Here is a 20,829-nt window from a genome sequence, read left to right on the forward strand (position 1 = left end):
TTATTAAAATTTTTGTCCTGTTAAATATTGCAGCTGAGCAAACGCCAATTGATAAGATAGGGTCATATCGACAATACCCGTTTCGGTTTCTTGATAGGCTTCGATAAAGTCTATAAACTCCAATAAGGTGATTTGCTTCTTTTGTAAATGTTTTTGGTAGTTGGCAATCATGGCTTTTCGTTCTTCGGATGCGATCTGTTGTGATTTCAATAGGGTAGCTTCATAGAGTTGCACTTGATATTTCAAATCTTGGAGCTGCCCTTTAAGTTGATGGAGCAAGACCTGTTGTTCGGATTCGGCATGCTTGGTCCTACTTTCTGCCGCTTTGATATTTCCCTTATTGCGATTCCATATGGGTAGATCCATGCTCAGCCCTACTCCTACAAAATCACGCATGATATTTCCACCACGATCATAGCTCAATTGAAAGGTTAGATTTGGGGTCTTTTCAGCTTTTTCAATCCGTAGTTGTTGCTGTGCTTTATCCCGTTCGTTGATCTGCTTTTGATAGCCAATATTTTGATCCCATAACTGATCTTCGATATCAAGAGGGATTTTTTGAGTTAAATCCAAGCGTATATCGGCTTGTTCAATTTGTAGATTTTCAATCGCTTCTTGTTGAGTCAAAATTTTAATTTTGGTCAACCAATTATTCTTGTCGGCATAGAGTTCTACCCGATCTTTCTCAAAATTCATCAAGGCCGATTGAATACGCAGATAATCAGATTTAGGAATATTATTAAGATCCGACTGACGTTTATATTGCTGTTCTAAATTTTGATATAAATGGACTATGGTATCTAAAAGCGCTTCTTTTCGCGAAACTCCCGTATAGTTCCAATAGGCTTCATCGAGCTCAAACTGCAATTGGCGTAGCAGTTCTTCGTATTCGTGCAAGGCGTCTTTCTTTTCTAAAGATTGGAGATGGACTCTTTTTTGACGTTTTCCAGCCGTTTCAATCAGTTGCTCCAGTTCTACCGCAACTTGTTGCTGTTGTCCATATTTTCCGAACAGATAAGGCAATGTCTCCGATGTACCATTCTTCCAGAGATTGACTTCACTGATACTTAAGGTGGGATTGGACCATAGTTTTTCTTGCACAATCAGCGCATCTGAGGCTGCTATCTGATATTTTTGAGCGATCAGTTGCCCATTATGCTGCAAGAGCATATCTTTCAATTCCTGTAACGTGTACGTTTGTGCTCGCGATTGACCAACTGTCAACAGCAAAACACCGATAAACCAATATATCTTCACTCTTAAATATTTTTAGCAAAGCTAGTGTTGGTAGATTAACAGGAATTTCGAAGTAGATTAGAATTTGATTAGAAATACAAGGAAACTGTTGTTCCCTGTTTATTGGAGCTGATGTCCATACGGATATGGTGCAATTTAAAAATCACATTGGCTAAGGATAGACCGATTCCTTTTCCATTGAAATCTTGCGCATTCTCTCCGCGGTAAAAGTTTTCGGTGACCCGAATAAGTTCTTCTGGCGCGATACCAATACCTTGATCTATAATTTCAACTAATAATCTACCTGTATGCGATTTGAGATGCACCACGATGGGTTGATTATTGGAGTATTTCACCCCATTCAAAATGATATTTTGAATGGCAAGTTGCAAGAGCTTATCATTGGCATCGACTTTTAGGATGTCCGTGTCCACCACTTGGATATCAACATTGATTTGAGCGCCATGCACCAAAGTTAATTGTTCTATAATCTCCCATAGCACCTCATCAATACGGATGATCTTGGTTTCGAAATTGGTCTTTGCTCCCGAAAGGATCATCATATGATCGATCGTATCGCGAAGGTCTTCGGTATACCGTTTGAGCTGCAAATTGACCTGCTCATGTTCCTCGACGGTACGAGGTTTCTGTTTACTGACTTCCAGCGTACCCAAGAGGGCTGCAAGTGGGGTCCGCAGTTCATGGGACACATAGTCAATGAAATTTTTCTGAATGGAAAAGGTTTCGCTTAGTTTTTCAACAAAATGATTGTAAGTATCCACCAGCTCCTGGACTTCTTGATAAGATTTGTTTAAAACGATCGGTTCATTAAAATTTTGATCATCTCTTTTTTTAATCTGGTTGATCATCTTCAGGATGGGATCATAAGCAATATTGCCTAAAAATTGGGAAAAGATCAGGATCAAGATGAGCCCGATAAAAGAAACTGCTAATAAAATATGGAGCAGCAATTGCATTTGATCTTGAAATTCAGCGGTTGAAGCTCGAGTGACGATTACAAAATCGCCTTCATTATCATGATAATAGAGTCCATTATAAAAAAATGCATCTGTTTTGAGTTGTGCAACGTCTTGTTTACGCACTAAATCAAAAAAATCGGCCGAAATGGGGATATCTTCTTCCATCTGTCCGTCATAACGTCGATTGAGCGAATCGACGACCAAGATATTACGTTTAGAAATATTCTTTTGAAGCTGATTTTTAATGGTTTCATGTTCAATAAAGGAAACCTCATCTTTCTCCAAGTAAAAGAGTGCCGACAGCAGGGTTTTACTTTCCAGATTTCGAAACTCCTGCCCTTCCATTCTGGTATAGAAGGAAACATAGATGATCGTCGAAGCGATCAAAATAATCACTCCAAAAATAACAGCAGCATATACAGAAAGACGATTCTTTAAATTCATGGCTCCAATTTAAATAGATACCCAACCCCCTTTACTGTAAATATATACTTTTGTTTCTTTTCGATCTTATTGCGAACATAGGAGATATACACATCAACCACGTTGGTCTGATTATCAAAATTAATTCCCCAAACAGCATTGAGGATCTGAATTCTACTGACCGCTTTATTTTGATTTTCGACGAGGTACATCAGCAGTTTAAATTCTCGGGGAGAAAGTTCCAATTCCTGATCGCCGTCAAAGACTTTGTACTGATCCTTATCAATGGTTAGCGCACCAACTTGAATACATTGACTTTTTTTAACTTCGAAACCAATCTGACTGCGGCGGGTCAATGCTTTGATCCTGGATAATAATTCATCAAAATGAAAGGGTTTGGTGAGGTAGTCATCCGCTCCGAGGTCCAAGGAATCGACCTTATCTTGTACCGTATTCAATGCACTCAACATCAACACTGGCGCATGACAGTTCTTGTAACGCAGCGTACTCACCAATTGCCTGCCATCCATACCCGGAAGCATGATATCAACAATCAATAAGTCCCATGCGATATTCAGAAAATCTGCGATCACTTCTTCAGCAGATCGACATAAGGTAACCATATAACCATTTTCTTCTAATCCTTTAATTAGAAAATCACTGATCCTTTTATCGTCTTCTACAACTAAAATCTGCATGGTATTGTACTTTAATTCACAAATTTAAAGAAAGCTAGGGGTAAAATGGGTAAAAATATAGCTATCTAATGAAATTCTAATCTAGCTTAGCTCTGCTGACGCGCATAAAGTGTGAGGGGATGTAAAAAGAAAAGGATCTGAAGAATTAACTTCAGATCCTTTTTCGGTACCCGGAGCCGGGATCGAACCGGCACGGTTTCCCACTAGTGTTTGAGACTAGCGCGTCTACCAATTCCGCCATCCGGGCGGTCCGTTCAAACAAGTATTTCGTTGTTTGGAGTGATGCAAAGGTAGATATTCTTTTGATATATGCAAAATAAAAATACACCTTAACAAGGAAATATCTGATTATGAATGATTTTATTTTTACATCAAATAAAATCATTCCTCAGAAAATATGCATCTGGTCTTCCAAGATCGCGCAGTGCGTACGATAACGTGAATCAAAATATCCCCAATGAGCATAAAAGATTAGAAAAAGAAAGCTGATGCTTCCTTTTTATGTACGATTTTACAGACTTGCGATTTTCATCTCGGGATGTTTCTGTCCGTTATGGCAAGTTTTGCAGGAGATGGCTTTGATCTCCCCTTCTTTATCGTTTTTATGAAAGTATTTCTTATTGATTTTAGCAGTCATTTTCATCATATCGCGCGCGACATTTTTATGTTTATTTTCATCGCTGGCGAAATCCATTTTCTTAGGATCATCTTTTGAAGGGGCATGGCAAAATCCGCACTTTACGCCTAGGGATGCATTGAATTCATGCATAACTGCTTTCAATTGATCTGGAGTGGTATTTTTGGGCAATACTTTGAGGTTGGAAAACTTTTCTTCCTTTGGTTTTTCTTGATTTGGAATAAATGCACTCAAAGAAAGCGTCGCAGCAATGACTGCCGTGACCAAGCATAATTTCCGGTATTTAAAATTAATTTTCTTCATTTTTTTCTTCTTTTTTTAATAACTAAATGTAAGAAATGATGCGATCATAACCTACAATAAAATGAAATTAATATGACAATACAGGAGATTGTTACAAAATGTGCTAAAACAAGAAAAGCGACTCCAGATGGAATCGCTTTTCTTTGTTTATTTAATAGTGAGATTAGCTAATGAATAATAATTCGCGCAATTTTGGTAATGGCCATTTTTGATCATCAACAATTTTCTCCAATTTGTTGACATGGTAACGGATATCATCAAAATAAGGCTTCACGATCTCATCATAAGCGATTGATTTCTCACGCATATCTTCGATCTGATTTGCTTTTTTACGCTCTTTACGCATCGCTTCCGCTTTTTCAAGAACCGTGTTTACATGTAAAGAGATACGCTCTAAGAAATTCCATTGTGAGCTATATGCTTCTTTACCTAGACCTAAGTCTTTCAAGCCTTGAACATTTTTGATCAATTCATTTTGGTAAATCAAACATGCTGGTGCGATTTGATTGTTAACGATTTCTTCAATAACACGTGCTTCGATCTGCAGTTTTTTATAGAAGTTTTCCAACAAAATTTCGTGACGTGCTTCACTCTCGCGTTTGGTATAGATACCTAGTCTTTCAAATAATTGAATCGTCTCTTCTTTAACATATACATCTAATGCTTTAGGAGTAGATTTGATATTCGACAGACCTCTTGCTTCTGCTTCTTTCTCCCACTCTTCGCTATAACCATTACCTTCGAAACGGATTGATTTTGAATCTTTGATGTATTTACGAACAACATTAAGTAAAGCTAAATCTTTCTTGATTCCTTTTTTAATTTGTTTGTCAACTTCAATTTTAAATTCAATCAATTGATTAGCGACAATGACATTTAAAACGGTCATTGGCAATGCTGAGTTTGCTGAAGAACCTACTGCTCTAAACTCAAATTTGTTACCTGTAAATGCAAATGGTGATGTACGGTTACGATCTGTGTTATCCAATCTTAATTCAGGAACTTTAGGAATACCGTGCCATAAGTTTGCTTCAGATTTTACTTTCTTAGCCACACGAGCTGACTCTACCTCTTCTAAAAGATCATCTAACTGTGATCCTAAGAAGATCGAAATAATAGCAGGAGGAGCCTCATTTGCACCTAAACGGTGATCATTACTCGCACTTGCAATCGATGCACGTAGTAAGTCAGCGTGCTCATATACGGCTTTAATGATATTGACAAAGAAAGTCAAAAACATCAAGTTGGTCTTAGGAGTCTTACCTGGGGATAATAAATTAACACCTGTGTTGGTAATTAATGACCAGTTGTTGTGTTTACCTGATCCATTGACACCGCTATAAGGCTTCTCATGTAATAAGACTTTGAAATGATGACGCAAAGCAACTTGGTCCATCAGATTTTGTAACAATTGGTTATGATCGATGGCAAGGTTCATTTCTTCGTACATCGGTGCACACTCAAACTGAGATGGCGCTACCTCGTTGTGACGAGTTTTTAAAGGAATACCTAATTTCAGTGCTTCATTTTCTAAATCTACCATAAACGCTAAAACACGTTCTGGAATCGCTCCGAAATAATGATCATCTAATTGTTGTCCTTTTGCAGACATGTGACCAAATAATGTACGGCCAGTCAATTGTAAATCTGGACGTGCATTATATAATGAAAGATCTACTAAAAAATACTCTTGTTCAATACCTAAAGAAGCATTTACTTTCGTAATTTGTTTATCAAAATATTGTGCAACATCTGTAGATGCTTTGTCAATAGCACTTACAGCTTTTAACAAAGGTGCTTTATAATCTAATGCTTCTCCTGTGTACGATACAAATACTGTGGGAATACATAATGTCTTACCAGAACCTGTCTCATAAAGAAAAGCGGGTGATGAACTATCCCATGCAGTGTAACCACGCGCTTCGAATGTATTACGGATACCACCATTTGGAAAACTTGACGCATCAGGCTCTTGTTGTACCAGCGCATCGGCCGTGAATTTCTCAATAGCCTCACCATTATCATCCGGTTCGAAGAAAGCATCGTGCTTCTCAGCTGTAGATCCTGTCAACGGTTGGAACCAGTGGGTATAATGTGTAGCACCATTAGATAGTGACCAGCTTTTCATGGCTTGTGAAATATGCTCTGCCAAATCACGAGAAATTGCAGATCCTTCCTCTATAGCTTGTGCTAACTCTTTGTAGGAGTTTTTAGGAAGATATTCTTTCATCTTCGCTATTGAAAAAACATTCTTGCCGTAAATTTCGGTTGCTTTTTTTGTTTCTACTTTTAGAGAAGCGTTTTTGCGTGATGCAGCTGCTTCAACAGATTGAAATCTTAAGTTAGACATTATATGATTCAGATTTTAAGTTTTTAACACCCTTGTTTTGATTTTTCATCAAATTACTTTGTAAAAATATGTTGTTTTCAATAAAAATTGAAATTTTTTTTGATTTTTTTATTAAAAACCTTCAACAAATAAAATAAGCGCTAAAAAAAAAGAGCTTATTTGTAACAAATAAGCTCTTTTTCAATATTAATCTATGGAAAATCCCCAATCTATTCCTTTTTCTTTAGCAGGAATTCCTGACTTCAACCATTTTGGTGCAGGAGCACCTTTCAAATAATGATCAAAAAACTGTTGCTCTCGTATTTGGATATCTTTTCGATTCTGTCTTAACAACAAATTATGTTCATCACCGTTGTAATTTAACATCCAAACCGGTTTCTGTAAACGACGCAATGCCGTAAACATTTCTATACCTTGGTACCATGGCACTGCTCCATCATTATCATTTGCCATAATAACGACTGGCGTTTTGACTTTATCTAGATGGAAAAGCGGTGAATTGGCCAAGTAAGCATCTTGGTCTTCCCACAACGTTTTACCTATTCTACTTTGCGTATTTTCATACTGAAATTGTCTTGACATACCGGTTTGCCAACGGATACCGCCATAAGCTGAGGTCATATTTACAACTGGTGCACCTGCCCATGCTGCAGCATACATATCTGTTGCCGTGATGAGATGCGCCACCTGATAGCCTCCCCAACTTTGTCCTTGAATACCCAATTTGGAGGAATCAACCCAGCTATTCTGTGCCAGATGCTTCATACCCGAATTGATATATTCTTCAGCTGATTTACCCGGTTGTCCTGTTACATAAGAAATATCTGGTGCAAAAACCAAATACCCATTGCTCACGAAATATGGGATATTCAAACGAGATGGTGTCGGTGCAGGGGCTTGATAATTATACAAGCCGTCTGTTAACTTTTCGTAGAAATAAGCAATAACAGGATATTTCTTGTTGGGATCAAAATCTTCGGGTTTATACAGAATTCCTTCTGCTTGATGACCTGCTGGTGTCGACCATTGTACCAACTCTGCTGTTCCCCAATTGTAATTGGCCTGTTGCGGATTTAACGCTGTCAATTGCTCTTCCTTTTTAAAGGTATGGGTATTCACATATAAATCAGGACTATGAATATAATCTTCTTTGGTATAGATGAATTGCTTTTGGTCGTCAGATGCTTGAAGGTTTCTAAAAACGTGAGGTGCCATCATGATCACTTTCGGATCTTTACGTTTTCCACGCATTTCATAAAATCCGTTTTCCTTCGTTTTTTCGTTAAAAGCAGTCAGAATCACACGTTGACGCTCATCGAGTGTGTTTGATTTCCATTTACTAGTTTGCCTATGGTCCAAATTCTTATAACGCAATACTGTACTTGATGCACGACCGTATCCGTTTGTCGCCAGATATTTATCAGATCCATCTAAGGCAAAATACCAGATATCAAATTTATCGTAGAGATATACCCCTTTGCCGTTAGCTCCCCACGCAGCCATACCATAACCGCTAGGTTTGGCCGGCATATCGTTATCTTCATCGACAAAAGATACTGGAAGACCATCATTTAATACGATGACTTTCTTTGAAGCAATCTGATAGGAGTACCAATTGCCATTGTCTTGGTTGAAGTAAAGTACATACTGTGCATCAGGAGATAAAACCGCCTGTCCAGATAAGTTTTCAGCGACCAATTGACGAGCTCCTGAAACAGTTGACACGACATATACATCTTGCTTGCTGCGATAATCCCACTGTGTTTGCACTCTTCTACCAAAATCCGTGGTTGCCAACACATACTCTTGATCTGCTTCAACGGTTGTCCGTACTGGATTGAATTTGTCATCTACTAAAGGGATAACTCGGTTTCCCTGCTGCGGATAAAATACACTTAAATAACTTTGGGCAAGATCTTTTTTTAAGTTTACCAATTGCTGCGGCTGCAGGTAGTCGTCCTGCCAATGCCAGACATCCACTTTCGCATGCTCAAAATCAACTAATGTGGTGTCTTTGACACGTGGTATAGGAGCCAAACCTAAAAATAGCTTTTGACCATTTTTACTGAATTTTAAATCTCCGTCGCCACTTACAGCCCAATTCGCAGGTACTCCTGTGGTATTTTTTTGAACAGCAATACGTGCTGTATCCAATTGGGCGGTATAATAATAGAGATTAAAATCCTTGACCAACGATTTTTCTGCACTTCTATCGCCTAAATAGGCCAATTGATTTCCGAAGTCATCAAAAGTAAAGTTCTTATACGTACCACGACCATTTGTGATCTTTTTAAGGGTTTTATTTGTCAGATCATATAAATAAACGCCCGCGATATTGGAAGTTGAATCTTTTGCTTCTGCTTTTTTGGTAAAAACAAGTTTATCTCCCGCCTTATTAAAATCGTACTGATCGACCTGCTGAAAATTAAGGGTATCACCCGTCGCTAAATCAAAAAGATGTAAAGTACTGATCTTAGTTGTTTTTTTAGCCTTTGACGCGGTTGTATCAGTAGGTGCAGTTGTTTTTCCGTCAGTCAAAAAACTGAAATATCCACTAGCCTCTTCTGCCAGTTTGTATGATTTAACATCCGCGTACTTGGTCAGTTTTCCTGTTGCTATCGCATACACAGCAAGAGAATCTTTCGGCATATCTTCTGCCTTCTTTTTCTTGATCTTTGCCTGGCGTGTATTGACAAACTTAGGCTTTATTAATGAAATGATATGTTTTTCATCGCGCGTTAGACGGGCATTATAGCCTCGCGGTAAGGAAAATACGGCTTTATTTAAGTTATCTTTTACATAGAAATTGCCATCCCCTTCTTGAGGGATAACCTGAAATGATATGTATTGACCACTTACACTTATTTCACTGGCACTCAAACTTTGCCAACTATCATAGACGGTATGATCCAGTGGTTTCTTTTGGGCTAATAATGCTGTCCCATGCATTGCAAACAATCCTATAAGAATGATTTTTTTATTCATTATTTATCACTTATATTAATACTCTAATTCAAAAACTGCAAATTATCTATTTAAATTCAAATTTAGCAGTTTTTTTGGTATCATGATTGCTACATATGTAATCTGTATAAGTACAAATAACCTTATTAGAATAGCTGATTATGAAATACAATCCAATCATCATTGCCCTCATTGCAGGTATTGTCATTATTGTTGCGGCATGTCTTTTTAGCAACGCCTATCGCTATAAATTTAAGTCATCGCAAACGATCACCGTAAACGGAAACGCAAAGAAAGATTTTGAGTCTGATTTAGTAAAATGGAACGCAAGTTATAGTCGCAAAAATTTTGATCTAAAAATAGCCTCTGATCAGCTTGCTGAAGATCGGGAATTAGTACGTAAATTTTTGATCGCTCAAGGACTGAAATCCGAAGAGATTAGATTTGAAGCGGTTAATATCATTAAGGACTTTGAATACCATACGGATGGTAAGGGAACGAGTTATAATACGTTTTCAGGTTATACCTTGTCGCAGACCGTTGGTGTTGAGTCACGTGATCTTAATAAGGTTGACAATGCATCTCGTGAAATCTCTACATTGATCTCGCAGGGATTGGAATTAAGCTCCAGCACCCCCAATTACTATTATTCTAAGTTAGAAGATTTAAAACTGGAACTTATTTCTCAAGCTTCTAAAAATGCCCATCAGCGTGCTGCAAATATTGCGGCAGAATCGGCTTCTTCTTTGGGACAATTAGTGAAGGCTGATCTTGGCGTATTTCAGATCACCGGTCAAAACGATAATGAGGAATTTTCATATGGAGGAGCCTTCAATACCACCTCTAGAAAGAAGACAGCAAATATTACGGTCAAAGCGAGCTATCTGCCCCAGTAACCATTGTCAAATCAAAAGGTACACTTGACGGTGTGCACTGATCTAAAAAAAATTATTTCATCATAAAAACCAAGCAACAACTTATTTACCAAGCGAATAACGTTACAATCAAGAGATAAATAGTCTTTCAAGATAAAAATAAGCGGGTATTGATTAAACCTATAGCTTAATTATCATTCCAATCCTCTATAATAAACAGGATAAAAAACGAGAGATATGAAAAAGTTAATGTTAAAAACAGGAATGGTCGTTGCTACTTTATTGATTTCTATATCTGCTATGGCGCAAACATTACTTAAACAGGACACTCATGTGTTTCCTGCTCCAGAAAAAGGCATGGTCAAATATGTTATCGAAGTGCCTCATGCTGGAATAGCTGCTGATAACAATAAAAAAATTGAGTTTTTTGCGGGTAAATATGTGGAGACGGATGCGTGCAATAGTTATTTTCTTGCAGGAGAATTTGAGAAGAAAGATTTGGAGGGTTGGGGATATCATTACTATGTATTCAAAACAGATGGGAATGTTGGGATGACTAAAATGCTATGTCAAGGTGAAAAAAAGAATACTTTTGTGCAAGCTCCATCGGTGATGACGGAATATAATGGTAGAATGCCAATCGTCATTTATGCTCCAGAAGGTTATGAAGTAAAGTTTAAAATTTATAAGGCAGAACCTGAAACCTATCAAGCGGCGGAAGTTACTGTTAAAAGTACAAAATAGTTTGATGGGATATAAGAATCGCTCTTCAATTTAAATTGAAGAGCGATTCTAGTTTAATAAGAGCCTTGTTTAAATGGTTATTTTAAAAATTTGCGCAAGGTAGAAATTGTAAAATCTGTTTTCGTTTCATCTGAAAGCTGTCCGTCAATATTTTCGACTTGAGAATCATTTAAATTAATCACAGTATTTCCCACCGTTTTCAAATGCAAAGACTTTAGTTTTACATTTGGATCCTTTCCAGAGAAATTTACTTTTGAATCTTTTGCCTGAACAAAGACTTGTCCATTATTTTGATTGACAAGATTGACTACACTGCTATCTAAATTCAAATTGAAATCTGGTATCTGTATCGATTCTGATTGAGTACTATTAAGAAGAGATTTTCTCAAATGTAAGGTCAATTTATTAATCGCGATATTTGAATTAAATTTAAATTCTTCTATGGTATCTCCGATGATGTGCAGCTGGTCACACTGTCCAGAGAAATCATTGACACTCAGGTTAGACAACTTAATCTGGGCAATATTTGGGGTAAAAATATAAATACGTTTATAAAATGATTTTGCATTATCTTTTAATTCGATATTCAACTGACCCTCCGCAGTGACGGAAACAGCAACTTCACTCTCGCTATTTTTATCCATTTTAACGGCATATTTATCACTTTTTACTAGAAATAGACCGATCGATCCTTTTTGATTACCGATAACATTTACATTATTAAAGTTTTTAGTCTTAAAGGTTTTTAGGTAGGTATCTTTGCTATTGGGATCGGTTCCCTCTTGACGAAGAATATCCTCGTACACTTTTGTGTCCACTCGATTATGGCCAACAATATAAGAAGTGGTGACTATAGGAATAATAAATAATGCTATCCCCAAGCCTATCAATATTTTACTACTCAGTTTCATAATTCGTTATTTTTAAAATTTTGTTCGATAAAAGATTGATACCGTTGCTTGAGTTCATCTAAATTAATTTCCAATAAATAGATATTTCTAAAAAACGGATTGAGATCTTCTTCTAAAAAAACGGCTTTGCGATATGCCTTTACATTTTCTACCGATGTACCGGTCACAAAAAATCCAACCCCTCGTTTATTGACAACAATTTCTTTTTGTTGCAGCAGATCATAAGTGCGCATCACGGTATTTGGATTTACTTCCAATTGTACGGCAAGTTCACGTACCGAAGGCAGCTTATCCTCCACTTTCCAAGTCCCCAGCAGAATATGATCACATACATACGCTGCTATCTGGAGATAAATGGCTTTATTAGCATTAAAATCCATCTTAAACCTCCTTTTCCTTTAATTTCAAAAATGCTAAACCCCAAAATATTAATGTTAAAAATATACCAATTGCTAGAACAAGTTGAAGTGAATGGATCTTCTCATCAAAATAATTATTGTTATCTATGTCAATGGTATTATCGGTTGTTAATTTCATCACGTAGATAAATGTGATGATCCAGACCGCTATATAGATGATCATGGTGATAGCTGTTTTAATATATTGATAATTTTGGTAAGCGATGGAACCAAATAAAAATAAGGCATTCAATATAAAGGGTAGAAAATAAAAATAGGGCAAAAATTTAGATTTTTCAATTTGGAAAAAATACATCCAATTATCGACCACCACTTGCCCGCCGGGCTCCATTTGAATAGTTGTAATGGAAGATCCAATACTTCTTAAATAAGATACAAATGCTAGATCAACTAAAAAGAAGAGTAAGATATAAGCAGACAAACTGACAATCGCGGTATAAAATACCGCAGAAAGAAATTTTTCTAGCCTTGAAGCGGGAATCATTAATTCAAAAATAGCCTTAGTCTTCTGTCCCAAATCAGAAAAATAACTGCTTGATATAATCGTAATAAAAAACAATCCTAAAAAATAAAATAAAGGTTGTCTAAAAGTCAAAACGCCAGCCATCAGCTGTGGATTAGTTTTCAAATCTTCATAACTCATACTGATACTAAATCCATAAAAAGCAATAAAGATTGCAGCAATGATCACTATCGACATCATATAGATTTTACCCACAGCAATCCATTGCCGGCGGATCAATGCACATAAGCGATTAAAATTAAATACGTTCGACATCTTCTGTAACGTTTAAAAGGTTTGTAATCAATTCTTTTTTCTGTAAAACGGCATTAAACAAGAGTTCGAGATCTAATTTAGAATCGTCGCCCAATGTATTCAGCTCTATCGTATTATAGCCCCCTATTGCGGGTTCTGAATAGAGCACATCGTCACTTAACTCCCGTACTTTTTTGAAACTGATCCGATCTGTAATGATATTCACATCTGCATTCAAGACCACACGATGTTCATCCAGTAGGATAACCGCATCGATCAGGTTGTCAAGATCACGTACCTGGTGGGTTGAAATAATAACACAGCGTTCGTCCGATATCGCTGAAGCCATAATCTTACGAAATTGTACTTTTGAAGGAATATCCAGTCCATTGGTCGGTTCATCCATAATCATGATTTTGGTATTGGAAGCCAAACCAAATGATATAATGTATTTTTTCTTCTGCCCATAGCTCATGTTGGCCAACTTTTGTTCGATCGGAATCTCAAACTCGTGGATCAGCTGCTGAAAATACTGATGATCAAATTTGGAGTAAAAGACGGCATTCGCCTTTACAAAAGTGGCGGATTTCACTGCAGGTAAATGAAATTCCTCAGGAATAAAACTGATTTCCTGAAGCAGAGCAGGTTCGCGATGGCAGGGATTATAATGTAACACTTCAATCGTACCACTGACAGGATAGACCAAACCGGCCATATTCTTAAGTAAGGTTGACTTGCCTGCTCCATTTTTCCCCAACAAACCATAAATATGTCCTTCTTTTAATGTTAAGTCCATATTTTTAAATAATGGTCGCGTTTTGCTGTAGCTGAAATTTAGGTTTTTAATAGTTATCATACTACTGTATTATTTAATTAATACACTAATATAGAAAGGGAAATTTAAAAAGCAATTTTTTTATTATTTTATTTTTTCATCACCCATGAATTGCACGCCATTAAAGTTCATTTTTGATCCATAAACCATATCAAACAAAAAGACCGATTATCCATTATACATGGATAATCGGTCATTAAAAACCCACTTCCGCAAGACTACTCACATGTTTTAAGAATCATGGCAGATGCTCCTCCGCCACCATTACATATCGCTGCTAATCCATATTGTCCACCTTCTTGTTGCAGCACACTTGTTAAGGTTACTAGAATTCGTGCACCTGAACAGCCTAAGGGATGTCCTAATGAAACTGCTCCACCGTAAACGTTTATTTTTTCCAAGGAAATATCCAGTATCCGCGCATTTGCCAATGCCACAACGGAGAATGCTTCATTAAATTCAAAGAAATCGATATCGTCCAAAGTCAGATTGGCTTTCTGTAGTACTTTTTTCACTGCCAGACTTGGTGTTGTGGTAAACCATTCGGGTTCTTGCTCTGCATCCGCATAGGCTATAATTTCAGCTAAAGGCTTTAAACCGAGTTCTTCCATTTTTTCGCCTGACATCAACAATAATGCTGCGGCACCATCACTTAATGTGGAGGCATTGGCAGCCGTGATGGTTCCTTCTTTCTGAAAAGCTGGTTTTAAGGTATATATTTTATCAAAATTAACTTGTGTGAATTCTTCATCCTGTTTTACAATCTGCTCACCTTTGCGCGTGGATATAGTAACGGGGGTCACTTCTTTATCAAACTTTCCTTGCTGCCATGCATCACGGCTTCGGGTATAAGAAGAGACGGCATATGCATCTTGTTCTTCTCGATTAACGCCATATTTAGCGGCACACAATTCGCCAAAAACACCCATGGCATCTTGAGAATAAGCATCACTGAGTCCATCTCGCTGTACACCATCGACCAAAGTTTGATTTCCATACTTCGCTCCCCAACGTGCAGCAGGTACATAATAAGGAACCCGGCTCATGCTTTCCATACCTCCTGCCAATACCGTTTCGGCATCGCCTAATAAAATAGCTTGCGCACCCAATGCCACCGCCTTCATGCCACTTGCACAAACCTTATTAATGGTAGTTGCGGGAATATGATCTGGTAGACTGGCATATTTCGCCACCTGCCGTGCTGGGGCCTGTCCCAGATCAGCCTGCAAAACACAGCCCATTAACACTTCATCGACTTCTGTTCCATCAACAGTGGCCTGTTGCAAAACAGCAGTCACAGCATAAGCGCCCAGCTCTGTTGAGCTCAAGGTGGATAGTCCTCCCCCAAAGCTTCCGATTGCTGTACGCTGTGCAGCGACAATAAATACTTTTTTAGTCATCGTTTATTATTTTGGTTATCTATGCTACTACCTTGTCCTGTGTAAGCCTGAAATCTGCATCGCGTGAATACAGATCGGTGTACACTTAAACATAAACTTTTAGGAGTAGCTCTATCATAAAGTTATGTTTAAAGGTACAAAAATAGTAAACAGTAAATCAACAGCTTAAGGAGATATTTTAATTTTACCTGAAAAATTGCTAAAAAAAGGCTAAAAACAAGCTAAAAACAGGGAACTACCTGTTTTAAAAAGAGTTTCACAAAATTTTAACCTTCAAATAAATGAAAAGATCATCTTTTTAATTTAATTTAGCTTCAAACTTATTTGGAACACTAAGTCCAAATTAAAGTATAACCAATATAACTTAATAGCATATGCAAGCAACACAATTAACCGTTGAGCATCACGTATTCCGCGAAAGTTTAAAAGCATTCATCCGCAAAGAAATCCTCCCCCATATCGATCAATGGGAAGAGGAAGGAAAAATCGATCGTTCTATTTGGAAAAAAATGGGCGATATGGGCTTCACAGGACTCAATTATCCAGAAGCTTATGGCGGACTTGATTTGGATTTCTATTATTCGATGATTCTGTGCGAGGAGCTTTCTCATTGTTTTTCTGGAGGATTTACCATTACGGCATTGGTGATCCAGTATATGTCTGCTCCTTACTTATTGAAGTACGCGTCTGAAGAATTAAAAGAAAAATATTTAAAAGGGGTTATTGCTGGAGATCTGATCAGCGCTGTAGCCATCACTGAACCAGGGGCGGGATCCGATGTGCAAAAAATAAAAACAACTGCGATCCGTGAGGGAGATCATTACATGATCAATGGTTCTAAGACTTTTATTACGAACGGTTTTTATGGTGATTTTTTTATCACCGCGGTAAAGACTGATCCGAGCAAGGGAAGTAAGGGTATCAGTTTAATTTTGATCGATCGCCATGCGGCTGGTGTGAGTGCTACCAAAATCAACAAAATGGGATGGCACGCTTCGGATACTGCTGAATTGGGTTTTGATCAAGTCAAAGTGCCGGTATCGCACTTGATTGGGGAAGAAGGTGCTGGTTTTAGTTATTTAATGGATGGATTGCAACTGGAACGTCTTACGGCTGCGATTCATAGTATCTCCACTGCTGACTCGGCTTTAGCGTATACGATGGAGTACATCAATAAACGAGAGGCTTTCAAACAAAAAATTCAGGATTTTCAAGTGGTCAGACATCGTGTCGCACAAATGGTCGCCGATATAGCGGTCACAAAAGCTTTTATCTATTCATGCTGTGACTTACAGCAATCGGGAATGTATGCGGTTAAAGAATGTTCAATAGCTAAACTACAAGCTAGTGAACTCGCGGTTCGTGTCGTGAACCAGTGTTTTCAATTTTTTGGTGGATATGCTTTTACAGAAGATTATAAAATAGCTCGCTTGTACCGTGATGTTCGCGTGGGTACGATTATCGGTGGTACTTCTGAGATCATGCTGGAAATCATTGCTAAAATGACCATTGATAAGGTCAACTATCAACAACAAGCTAGCACGCCTATTGCTTCAAATTAATTTCGAGATCGATCGTTTAGATCGATTTTTTTACATAAATGATTATTATGGACATTGTGAAAAATATCAGCTTCATGCATTTCCAGAGCGAAAAAGATGAAAAAGGAATGGTATTCATCAGACCGATTCATACGGCCGATACCAATCAAGGGGAATGCCTTGATCTTTTGGAAGAATTTGTTGCTGTTATGACAAAAAATATCGAAGATACAGAGGTGATAGGAATAGTCTTCAACAACCCCCTTGGTCAACAAGCCATCGACTACGAAGCATTGCTGAACCAAGCAAAAGAAGGATCTCTCGTCAAAAAGCGCTTGACCAAGCTGGTTATGAGCTGGAACCAGCTACAAGAACAGGGTAAACCTATCGTGGGGATCATCTTGGATGATAGTCAAAGCTTTCAACTTTCGGCGATGCTCTATGCACATTATCGCATTGCTTTAGGACAGGTAAAATTGGGGTTTCCAGAAATTAAACTGGGTCTATTTCCGGGATTGGGAGCTACCGTACTGGCTACGCAACTACTTCCGTTAGATGCTGCATTGTCTTTATTGACACAAGGGAATAACATAACAGCTGAACAAGCAAAATCGATAGGACTTATTGACGAAATCGCACCCGATAAAGACGCTGCACTACAGCTTGCGCGAGCATGGATCCTCGATCCTGTAAACCGTGCGAAGTCAAGTACAAAAAGTATCTGGGACGAAGAACTTTGGCATCAACTAGCTGACCCTATTAGAAAACGGTATGCTCTCAGCCCAAACATCGCATGTTGTCTACAAGTAATCGATAAGAGTATAGCAATTTCAAAAAGGGAGGCGCTAGAACTTGAAATTGAAAACTATATCAAGGTCCTCCAAGATCCAATAACATGGAGTATCATCCGCACACAACATGTTGCTGTTCAAGAAGCGATCAGTTCCTCCGGACCTGTAGACAACAGTGCCTACACCGTAAAAAAAATAGCGGTGCTGGGTGCCGGGATGATGGGATCTGGAATTGCTTTTGAAGCCGCTCGGGCAGGTATTGATGTCATCTTGAAAGACGTGACTATACATCAGGCGGAACAAGGAAAAGCATATGCTGAGAAAGTATCGTCGAAATGGGTGGAATTGGGAAGGATGGATGAGGAAAAAAGACAGGTACTCCTTTCCCGTATCCATCCTACAGATCAGGTCGACAATTTTGGTGAAGTGGATCTCATTGTCGAAGCTGTATTTGAAGATAAAAAACTCAAAGCTGCAGTGAGCATTGAAACACTTCCTTTCCTGAGCAAGGAAGGATTTTTTGCATCCAACACGACCTCTCTACCCATCAGTAAATTGGCATTGGTCAGTCCTAATCCAGAAAACTTTATTGGTCTGCATTTCTTTTCACCGGTAGATCGTATGGCTTTAGTGGAGGTCATTAAAGGAAAAAAAACGAGTGAAGAGACCTTGGCTAAAGCGTTAAAAGTCGTGCGCAAACTGGATAAGATTCCGATTATTGTCCATGATGGTCCCGCATTTTTTACTTCCCGTATTTTTTTTAATTATTTATTGGAAGCCGTCACAATGTTGCTAGAGGGTATTCCAGCGGCATTGATTGATGAACAAGCAAAACATGCAGGATTTGCGGTAGGGCCGCTTGCAGTACTTGATGAAATTTCCTTAGCGTTGATGCTACATGTGTATGATCAGTTGCCACAACTGCACGCTAGCCAAAAACGGTGTTACCATTATTTGGAGACACTGGTAGAGGCTGGACGAAATGGTCGAAAATCGGGTAAGGGTTTTTACGATTACGATATGGGATCTGGAAAAAAAACAATCTGGCAGGATGCTACCCTACCCAAATTGGACATCTTACCAAAACTGGAAACCATACAAAATAGGTTGTTGCACGTGATGTCACTCGATAGTTACCGATGCTTAATAGAGGGTGTATTGGATCGTCCCATAGATGCCGATGTTGGTGCGACCCTGGGTATAGGATATCCTGTACAGACGGGTGGTGTATTTGGTCATATGGATCAGGTAGGCCTTCAGCAATTTGTGAAGGACTGTCAAACTTTTGCACATTTAGGTGAGCAATGGATCATTCCAGAATCTCTGGAGGAGCTAGCAAAAGAAAATTATAAATTTTACTCAGGACTACAGTCAAATTGGCCTATTGAAAACAAAAACTGATGTATTCAAAAAAAGCCTGCTTGTTCATTTGATAAGCAGGCTTTTTTTTTGATAATAGTAAGGGAGTGAGCTAGTAACTTTCTAACCTTATTTCATCATCAAATCAACGACATGATTGATATCCATATCAATAAAGGTATCGTAGTCCAATGTTGCCTTTAAGATCTGTTTTTGTTGCTTATCTGCAAAGATACGGGCTAAATTAATTTTATATTTTTCAATTAGTTTAGGAATTCCTTCATCGCGACGACGGGGATGGCCTATTGGATATTCAACCAGAACCTCTGCGAGCACGGTACCATCGTTGAGCGTGACCGTAAGTCCATTGGCAATGGCTCTCTTTTCAGGATTATGGTAATCTTCAGTAAATTGAATATCTTCTACACAGCTCATTTTATCGCGCAATATATCGATACGTTGATCTGCTGCTACCTGATTTTCATAATCTTCAGCAGTCAGTCGACCAAATAACAAAGGTACTGCGACCATATATTGTATGCAATGATCCCGATCTGCAGGATTGTGCAGCGGTCCCTTCTTATCAATAATACGTATGGCGGCCTCATGGGTACGAATTTGAATATGGGCAATATCTGCTGCTGTTTTTCCGATAGCATTTAACTGATCGTGCAATTGCATCGCTGCTTCAACTGCTGTCTGTGAGTGAAATTCGGCTGGAAAAGAAATCTTAAATAGGATATTTTCCATGACATAAGAGCCATAAGGCCGCTGAAATTTGAAAGCTTGTCCTTTGAAGGACACATCGTAAAATCCCCATACAGGTGCTGAAAGTACCGAAGGGTATCCCATCTCTCCCGTTTGAGCCATTAATGCCAACTTCACTGCACGAGATGTCGCATCACCGGCAGCCCATGATTTTCGGCTCCCTGTATTAGGAGCATGACGATAGGTACGCAATGCCTGCCCATCGACAAAGGCCAAAGAAATGGCATTGATCAACTCCTCGCGACTCAAGCCCAACAATTTACCAACAACAGCGGTAGATGCCACTTTCACTAATATAACATGGTCTAAACCGACTTTATTAAAAGAATTTTCCAAAGCCAGCACACCTTGGATCTCATGTGCCATGATCATCGCTTCCAGTACCGCCTTTGTTTTTAATGGTTTTTCCCCATTAGCGATCCGTGTTCTGCTCAACCAATCTGCCGTAGCCAAGATCCCGCCCAAGTTATCCGAAGGGTGTCCCCACTCGGCAGCTAACCAGGTATCATTAAAGTCTAACCAGCGAATAATGGCACCGATATTAAAGGCCGCTTGAATCGGATCCAATTGATAGGAAGTGCCTGGTACTTTAGCCCCATGAGGGACTATGGTGCCCGGTACAACAGGTCCTAATAATTTGGTACAAGCGGGATAGGTCAACGCTTCAAAGCCACATCCCAGTGTATCTAAAAAACAGTAAAATGCGGTGTTCCATGCCACTTTACTTTCGACTTTATAATGCAGGACATAATCCGCAATATCAGCTAATACCTGATCAGCTTGCGGTCTGTCATTCGAAATTTGTGATGCCATTTTATTTAAAAAAACTATTAAGTGT

The 20,829-nt window shown here is 38.5% G+C and carries 16 protein-coding genes and 1 tRNA gene; 4 read left to right on the plus strand and 13 right to left on the minus strand.

Features of this window, described 5'->3' with window-relative positions; all coding sequences use genetic code 11:
• Positions 1-3 precede the first annotated feature (3 nt).
• From MUB18_RS20225 to MUB18_RS20255, 7 genes are all read right to left on the minus strand, one after another.
• Positions 4-1,257: a TolC family protein gene (locus MUB18_RS20225; protein WP_248754414.1), complete on the minus strand. Its 1,254-nt coding sequence runs from the start codon at positions 1,255-1,257 to the stop codon at positions 4-6.
• 68 nt (positions 1,258-1,325) lie between these two features.
• The gene (locus MUB18_RS20230) at positions 1,326-2,660 is read right to left on the minus strand and encodes a sensor histidine kinase (RefSeq protein WP_248754415.1); all 1,335 of its coding nucleotides are present in this window, start codon (positions 2,658-2,660) and stop codon (positions 1,326-1,328) included.
• Positions 2,657-3,337: a response regulator transcription factor gene (locus tag MUB18_RS20235; protein ID WP_248754416.1), complete on the minus strand. Its 681-nt coding sequence runs from the start codon at positions 3,335-3,337 to the stop codon at positions 2,657-2,659. The genes MUB18_RS20230 and MUB18_RS20235 overlap by 4 nt, the downstream gene beginning before the upstream one ends.
• A 167-nt stretch (positions 3,338-3,504) precedes the next feature.
• Positions 3,505-3,584: transfer RNA gene (locus MUB18_RS20240), tRNA-Leu, on the minus strand.
• Positions 3,585-3,848: 264 nt separating this feature from the next.
• Positions 3,849-4,277 (minus strand): c-type cytochrome, encoded by a 429-nt coding sequence (locus MUB18_RS20245; RefSeq protein WP_052627568.1) that lies wholly within the window; start codon positions 4,275-4,277, stop codon positions 3,849-3,851.
• 163 nt (positions 4,278-4,440) lie between these two features.
• A complete protein-coding gene (locus tag MUB18_RS20250) occupies positions 4,441-6,627 on the minus strand; it encodes a glutamine synthetase III (RefSeq protein ID WP_248754417.1) in 2,187 nt (728 codons plus the stop codon).
• Positions 6,628-6,813: 186 nt separating this feature from the next.
• Positions 6,814-9,612, minus strand: a complete 2,799-nt coding sequence (locus MUB18_RS20255; RefSeq protein WP_248754418.1) for an alpha/beta hydrolase family protein — start codon at positions 9,610-9,612, stop codon at positions 6,814-6,816.
• Positions 9,613-9,752: 140 nt separating this feature from the next.
• Between MUB18_RS20255 and MUB18_RS20260 the strand changes: the two genes are divergently transcribed.
• Both MUB18_RS20260 and MUB18_RS20265 read left to right on the plus strand, forming a co-directional pair.
• On the plus strand, positions 9,753-10,487 hold the full coding sequence (locus tag MUB18_RS20260; protein WP_045755737.1) for an SIMPL domain-containing protein: 735 nt from the start codon (positions 9,753-9,755) through the stop codon (positions 10,485-10,487).
• A 216-nt stretch (positions 10,488-10,703) separates the two neighbouring features.
• On the plus strand, positions 10,704-11,210 hold the full coding sequence (locus MUB18_RS20265) for an ecotin family protein (protein ID WP_248754419.1): 507 nt from the start codon (positions 10,704-10,706) through the stop codon (positions 11,208-11,210).
• Positions 11,211-11,287: 77 nt separating this feature from the next.
• On the opposite strand, the gene MUB18_RS20270 is transcribed toward MUB18_RS20265, so the two are convergent.
• The 5 genes from MUB18_RS20270 to MUB18_RS20290 form a co-directional block, all read right to left on the minus strand.
• The gene (locus tag MUB18_RS20270; protein ID WP_248754420.1) at positions 11,288-12,121 is read right to left on the minus strand and encodes a hypothetical protein; all 834 of its coding nucleotides are present in this window, start codon (positions 12,119-12,121) and stop codon (positions 11,288-11,290) included.
• Positions 12,118-12,501: a GntR family transcriptional regulator gene (locus MUB18_RS20275; protein ID WP_248754421.1), complete on the minus strand. Its 384-nt coding sequence runs from the start codon at positions 12,499-12,501 to the stop codon at positions 12,118-12,120. The genes MUB18_RS20270 and MUB18_RS20275 overlap by 4 nt, the downstream gene beginning before the upstream one ends.
• Before the next feature lies 1 nt (position 12,502).
• The gene (locus MUB18_RS20280; RefSeq protein ID WP_248754422.1) at positions 12,503-13,318 is read right to left on the minus strand and encodes a hypothetical protein; all 816 of its coding nucleotides are present in this window, start codon (positions 13,316-13,318) and stop codon (positions 12,503-12,505) included.
• The gene (locus MUB18_RS20285) at positions 13,302-14,093 is read right to left on the minus strand and encodes an ATP-binding cassette domain-containing protein (RefSeq protein WP_248754423.1); all 792 of its coding nucleotides are present in this window, start codon (positions 14,091-14,093) and stop codon (positions 13,302-13,304) included. The genes MUB18_RS20280 and MUB18_RS20285 overlap by 17 nt, the downstream gene beginning before the upstream one ends.
• A gap of 257 nt (positions 14,094-14,350) precedes the next feature.
• Positions 14,351-15,532: a thiolase family protein gene (locus MUB18_RS20290; protein ID WP_248754424.1), complete on the minus strand. Its 1,182-nt coding sequence runs from the start codon at positions 15,530-15,532 to the stop codon at positions 14,351-14,353.
• 374 nt (positions 15,533-15,906) lie between these two features.
• Here MUB18_RS20290 and MUB18_RS20295 point away from each other — a divergent pair, with 374 nt between their 5' ends.
• Together MUB18_RS20295 and MUB18_RS20300 are read left to right on the plus strand one after the other, a co-directional pair.
• A complete protein-coding gene (locus tag MUB18_RS20295) occupies positions 15,907-17,094 on the plus strand; it encodes an acyl-CoA dehydrogenase family protein (RefSeq protein ID WP_248754425.1) in 1,188 nt (395 codons plus the stop codon).
• Between the two features lie 47 nt (positions 17,095-17,141).
• The gene (locus MUB18_RS20300) at positions 17,142-19,265 is read left to right on the plus strand and encodes a 3-hydroxyacyl-CoA dehydrogenase NAD-binding domain-containing protein (RefSeq protein ID WP_248754426.1); all 2,124 of its coding nucleotides are present in this window, start codon (positions 17,142-17,144) and stop codon (positions 19,263-19,265) included.
• Between the two features lie 87 nt (positions 19,266-19,352).
• On the opposite strand, the gene MUB18_RS20305 is transcribed toward MUB18_RS20300, so the two are convergent.
• Positions 19,353-20,804, minus strand: a complete 1,452-nt coding sequence (locus MUB18_RS20305) for a bifunctional 2-methylcitrate dehydratase/aconitate hydratase (RefSeq protein ID WP_248754427.1) — start codon at positions 20,802-20,804, stop codon at positions 19,353-19,355.
• Positions 20,805-20,829 lie beyond the last annotated feature (25 nt).

This window comes from Sphingobacterium sp. PCS056, from assembly GCF_023273895.1.
Taxonomy (GTDB): Bacteria; Bacteroidota; Bacteroidia; order Sphingobacteriales; family Sphingobacteriaceae; genus Sphingobacterium.

Coding starts and splice junctions, on each gene's coding strand:
- MUB18_RS20290 (WP_248754424.1), bottom strand. CDS start 15,532: ATGACTAAAAAAGTATTTATTGTCGCTGCACAGCGTACAGCAATCGGA.
- MUB18_RS20250 (WP_248754417.1), bottom strand. CDS start 6,627: ATGTCTAACTTAAGATTTCAATCTGTTGAAGCAGCTGCATCACGCAAA.
- MUB18_RS20285 (WP_248754423.1), bottom strand. CDS start 14,093: ATGGACTTAACATTAAAAGAAGGACATATTTATGGTTTGTTGGGGAAA.
- MUB18_RS20270 (WP_248754420.1), bottom strand. CDS start 12,121: ATGAAACTGAGTAGTAAAATATTGATAGGCTTGGGGATAGCATTATTT.
- MUB18_RS20305 (WP_248754427.1), bottom strand. CDS start 20,804: ATGGCATCACAAATTTCGAATGACAGACCGCAAGCTGATCAGGTATTA.
- MUB18_RS20235 (WP_248754416.1), bottom strand. CDS start 3,337: ATGCAGATTTTAGTTGTAGAAGACGATAAAAGGATCAGTGATTTTCTA.
- MUB18_RS20230 (WP_248754415.1), bottom strand. CDS start 2,660: ATGAATTTAAAGAATCGTCTTTCTGTATATGCTGCTGTTATTTTTGGA.
- MUB18_RS20260 (WP_045755737.1), top strand. CDS start 9,753: ATGAAATACAATCCAATCATCATTGCCCTCATTGCAGGTATTGTCATT.
- MUB18_RS20255 (WP_248754418.1), bottom strand. CDS start 9,612: ATGAATAAAAAAATCATTCTTATAGGATTGTTTGCAATGCATGGGACA.
- MUB18_RS20300 (WP_248754426.1), top strand. CDS start 17,142: ATGGACATTGTGAAAAATATCAGCTTCATGCATTTCCAGAGCGAAAAA.
- MUB18_RS20265 (WP_248754419.1), top strand. CDS start 10,704: ATGAAAAAGTTAATGTTAAAAACAGGAATGGTCGTTGCTACTTTATTG.
- MUB18_RS20275 (WP_248754421.1), bottom strand. CDS start 12,501: ATGGATTTTAATGCTAATAAAGCCATTTATCTCCAGATAGCAGCGTAT.
- MUB18_RS20245 (WP_052627568.1), bottom strand. CDS start 4,277: ATGAAGAAAATTAATTTTAAATACCGGAAATTATGCTTGGTCACGGCA.
- MUB18_RS20280 (WP_248754422.1), bottom strand. CDS start 13,318: ATGTCGAACGTATTTAATTTTAATCGCTTATGTGCATTGATCCGCCGG.
- MUB18_RS20295 (WP_248754425.1), top strand. CDS start 15,907: ATGCAAGCAACACAATTAACCGTTGAGCATCACGTATTCCGCGAAAGT.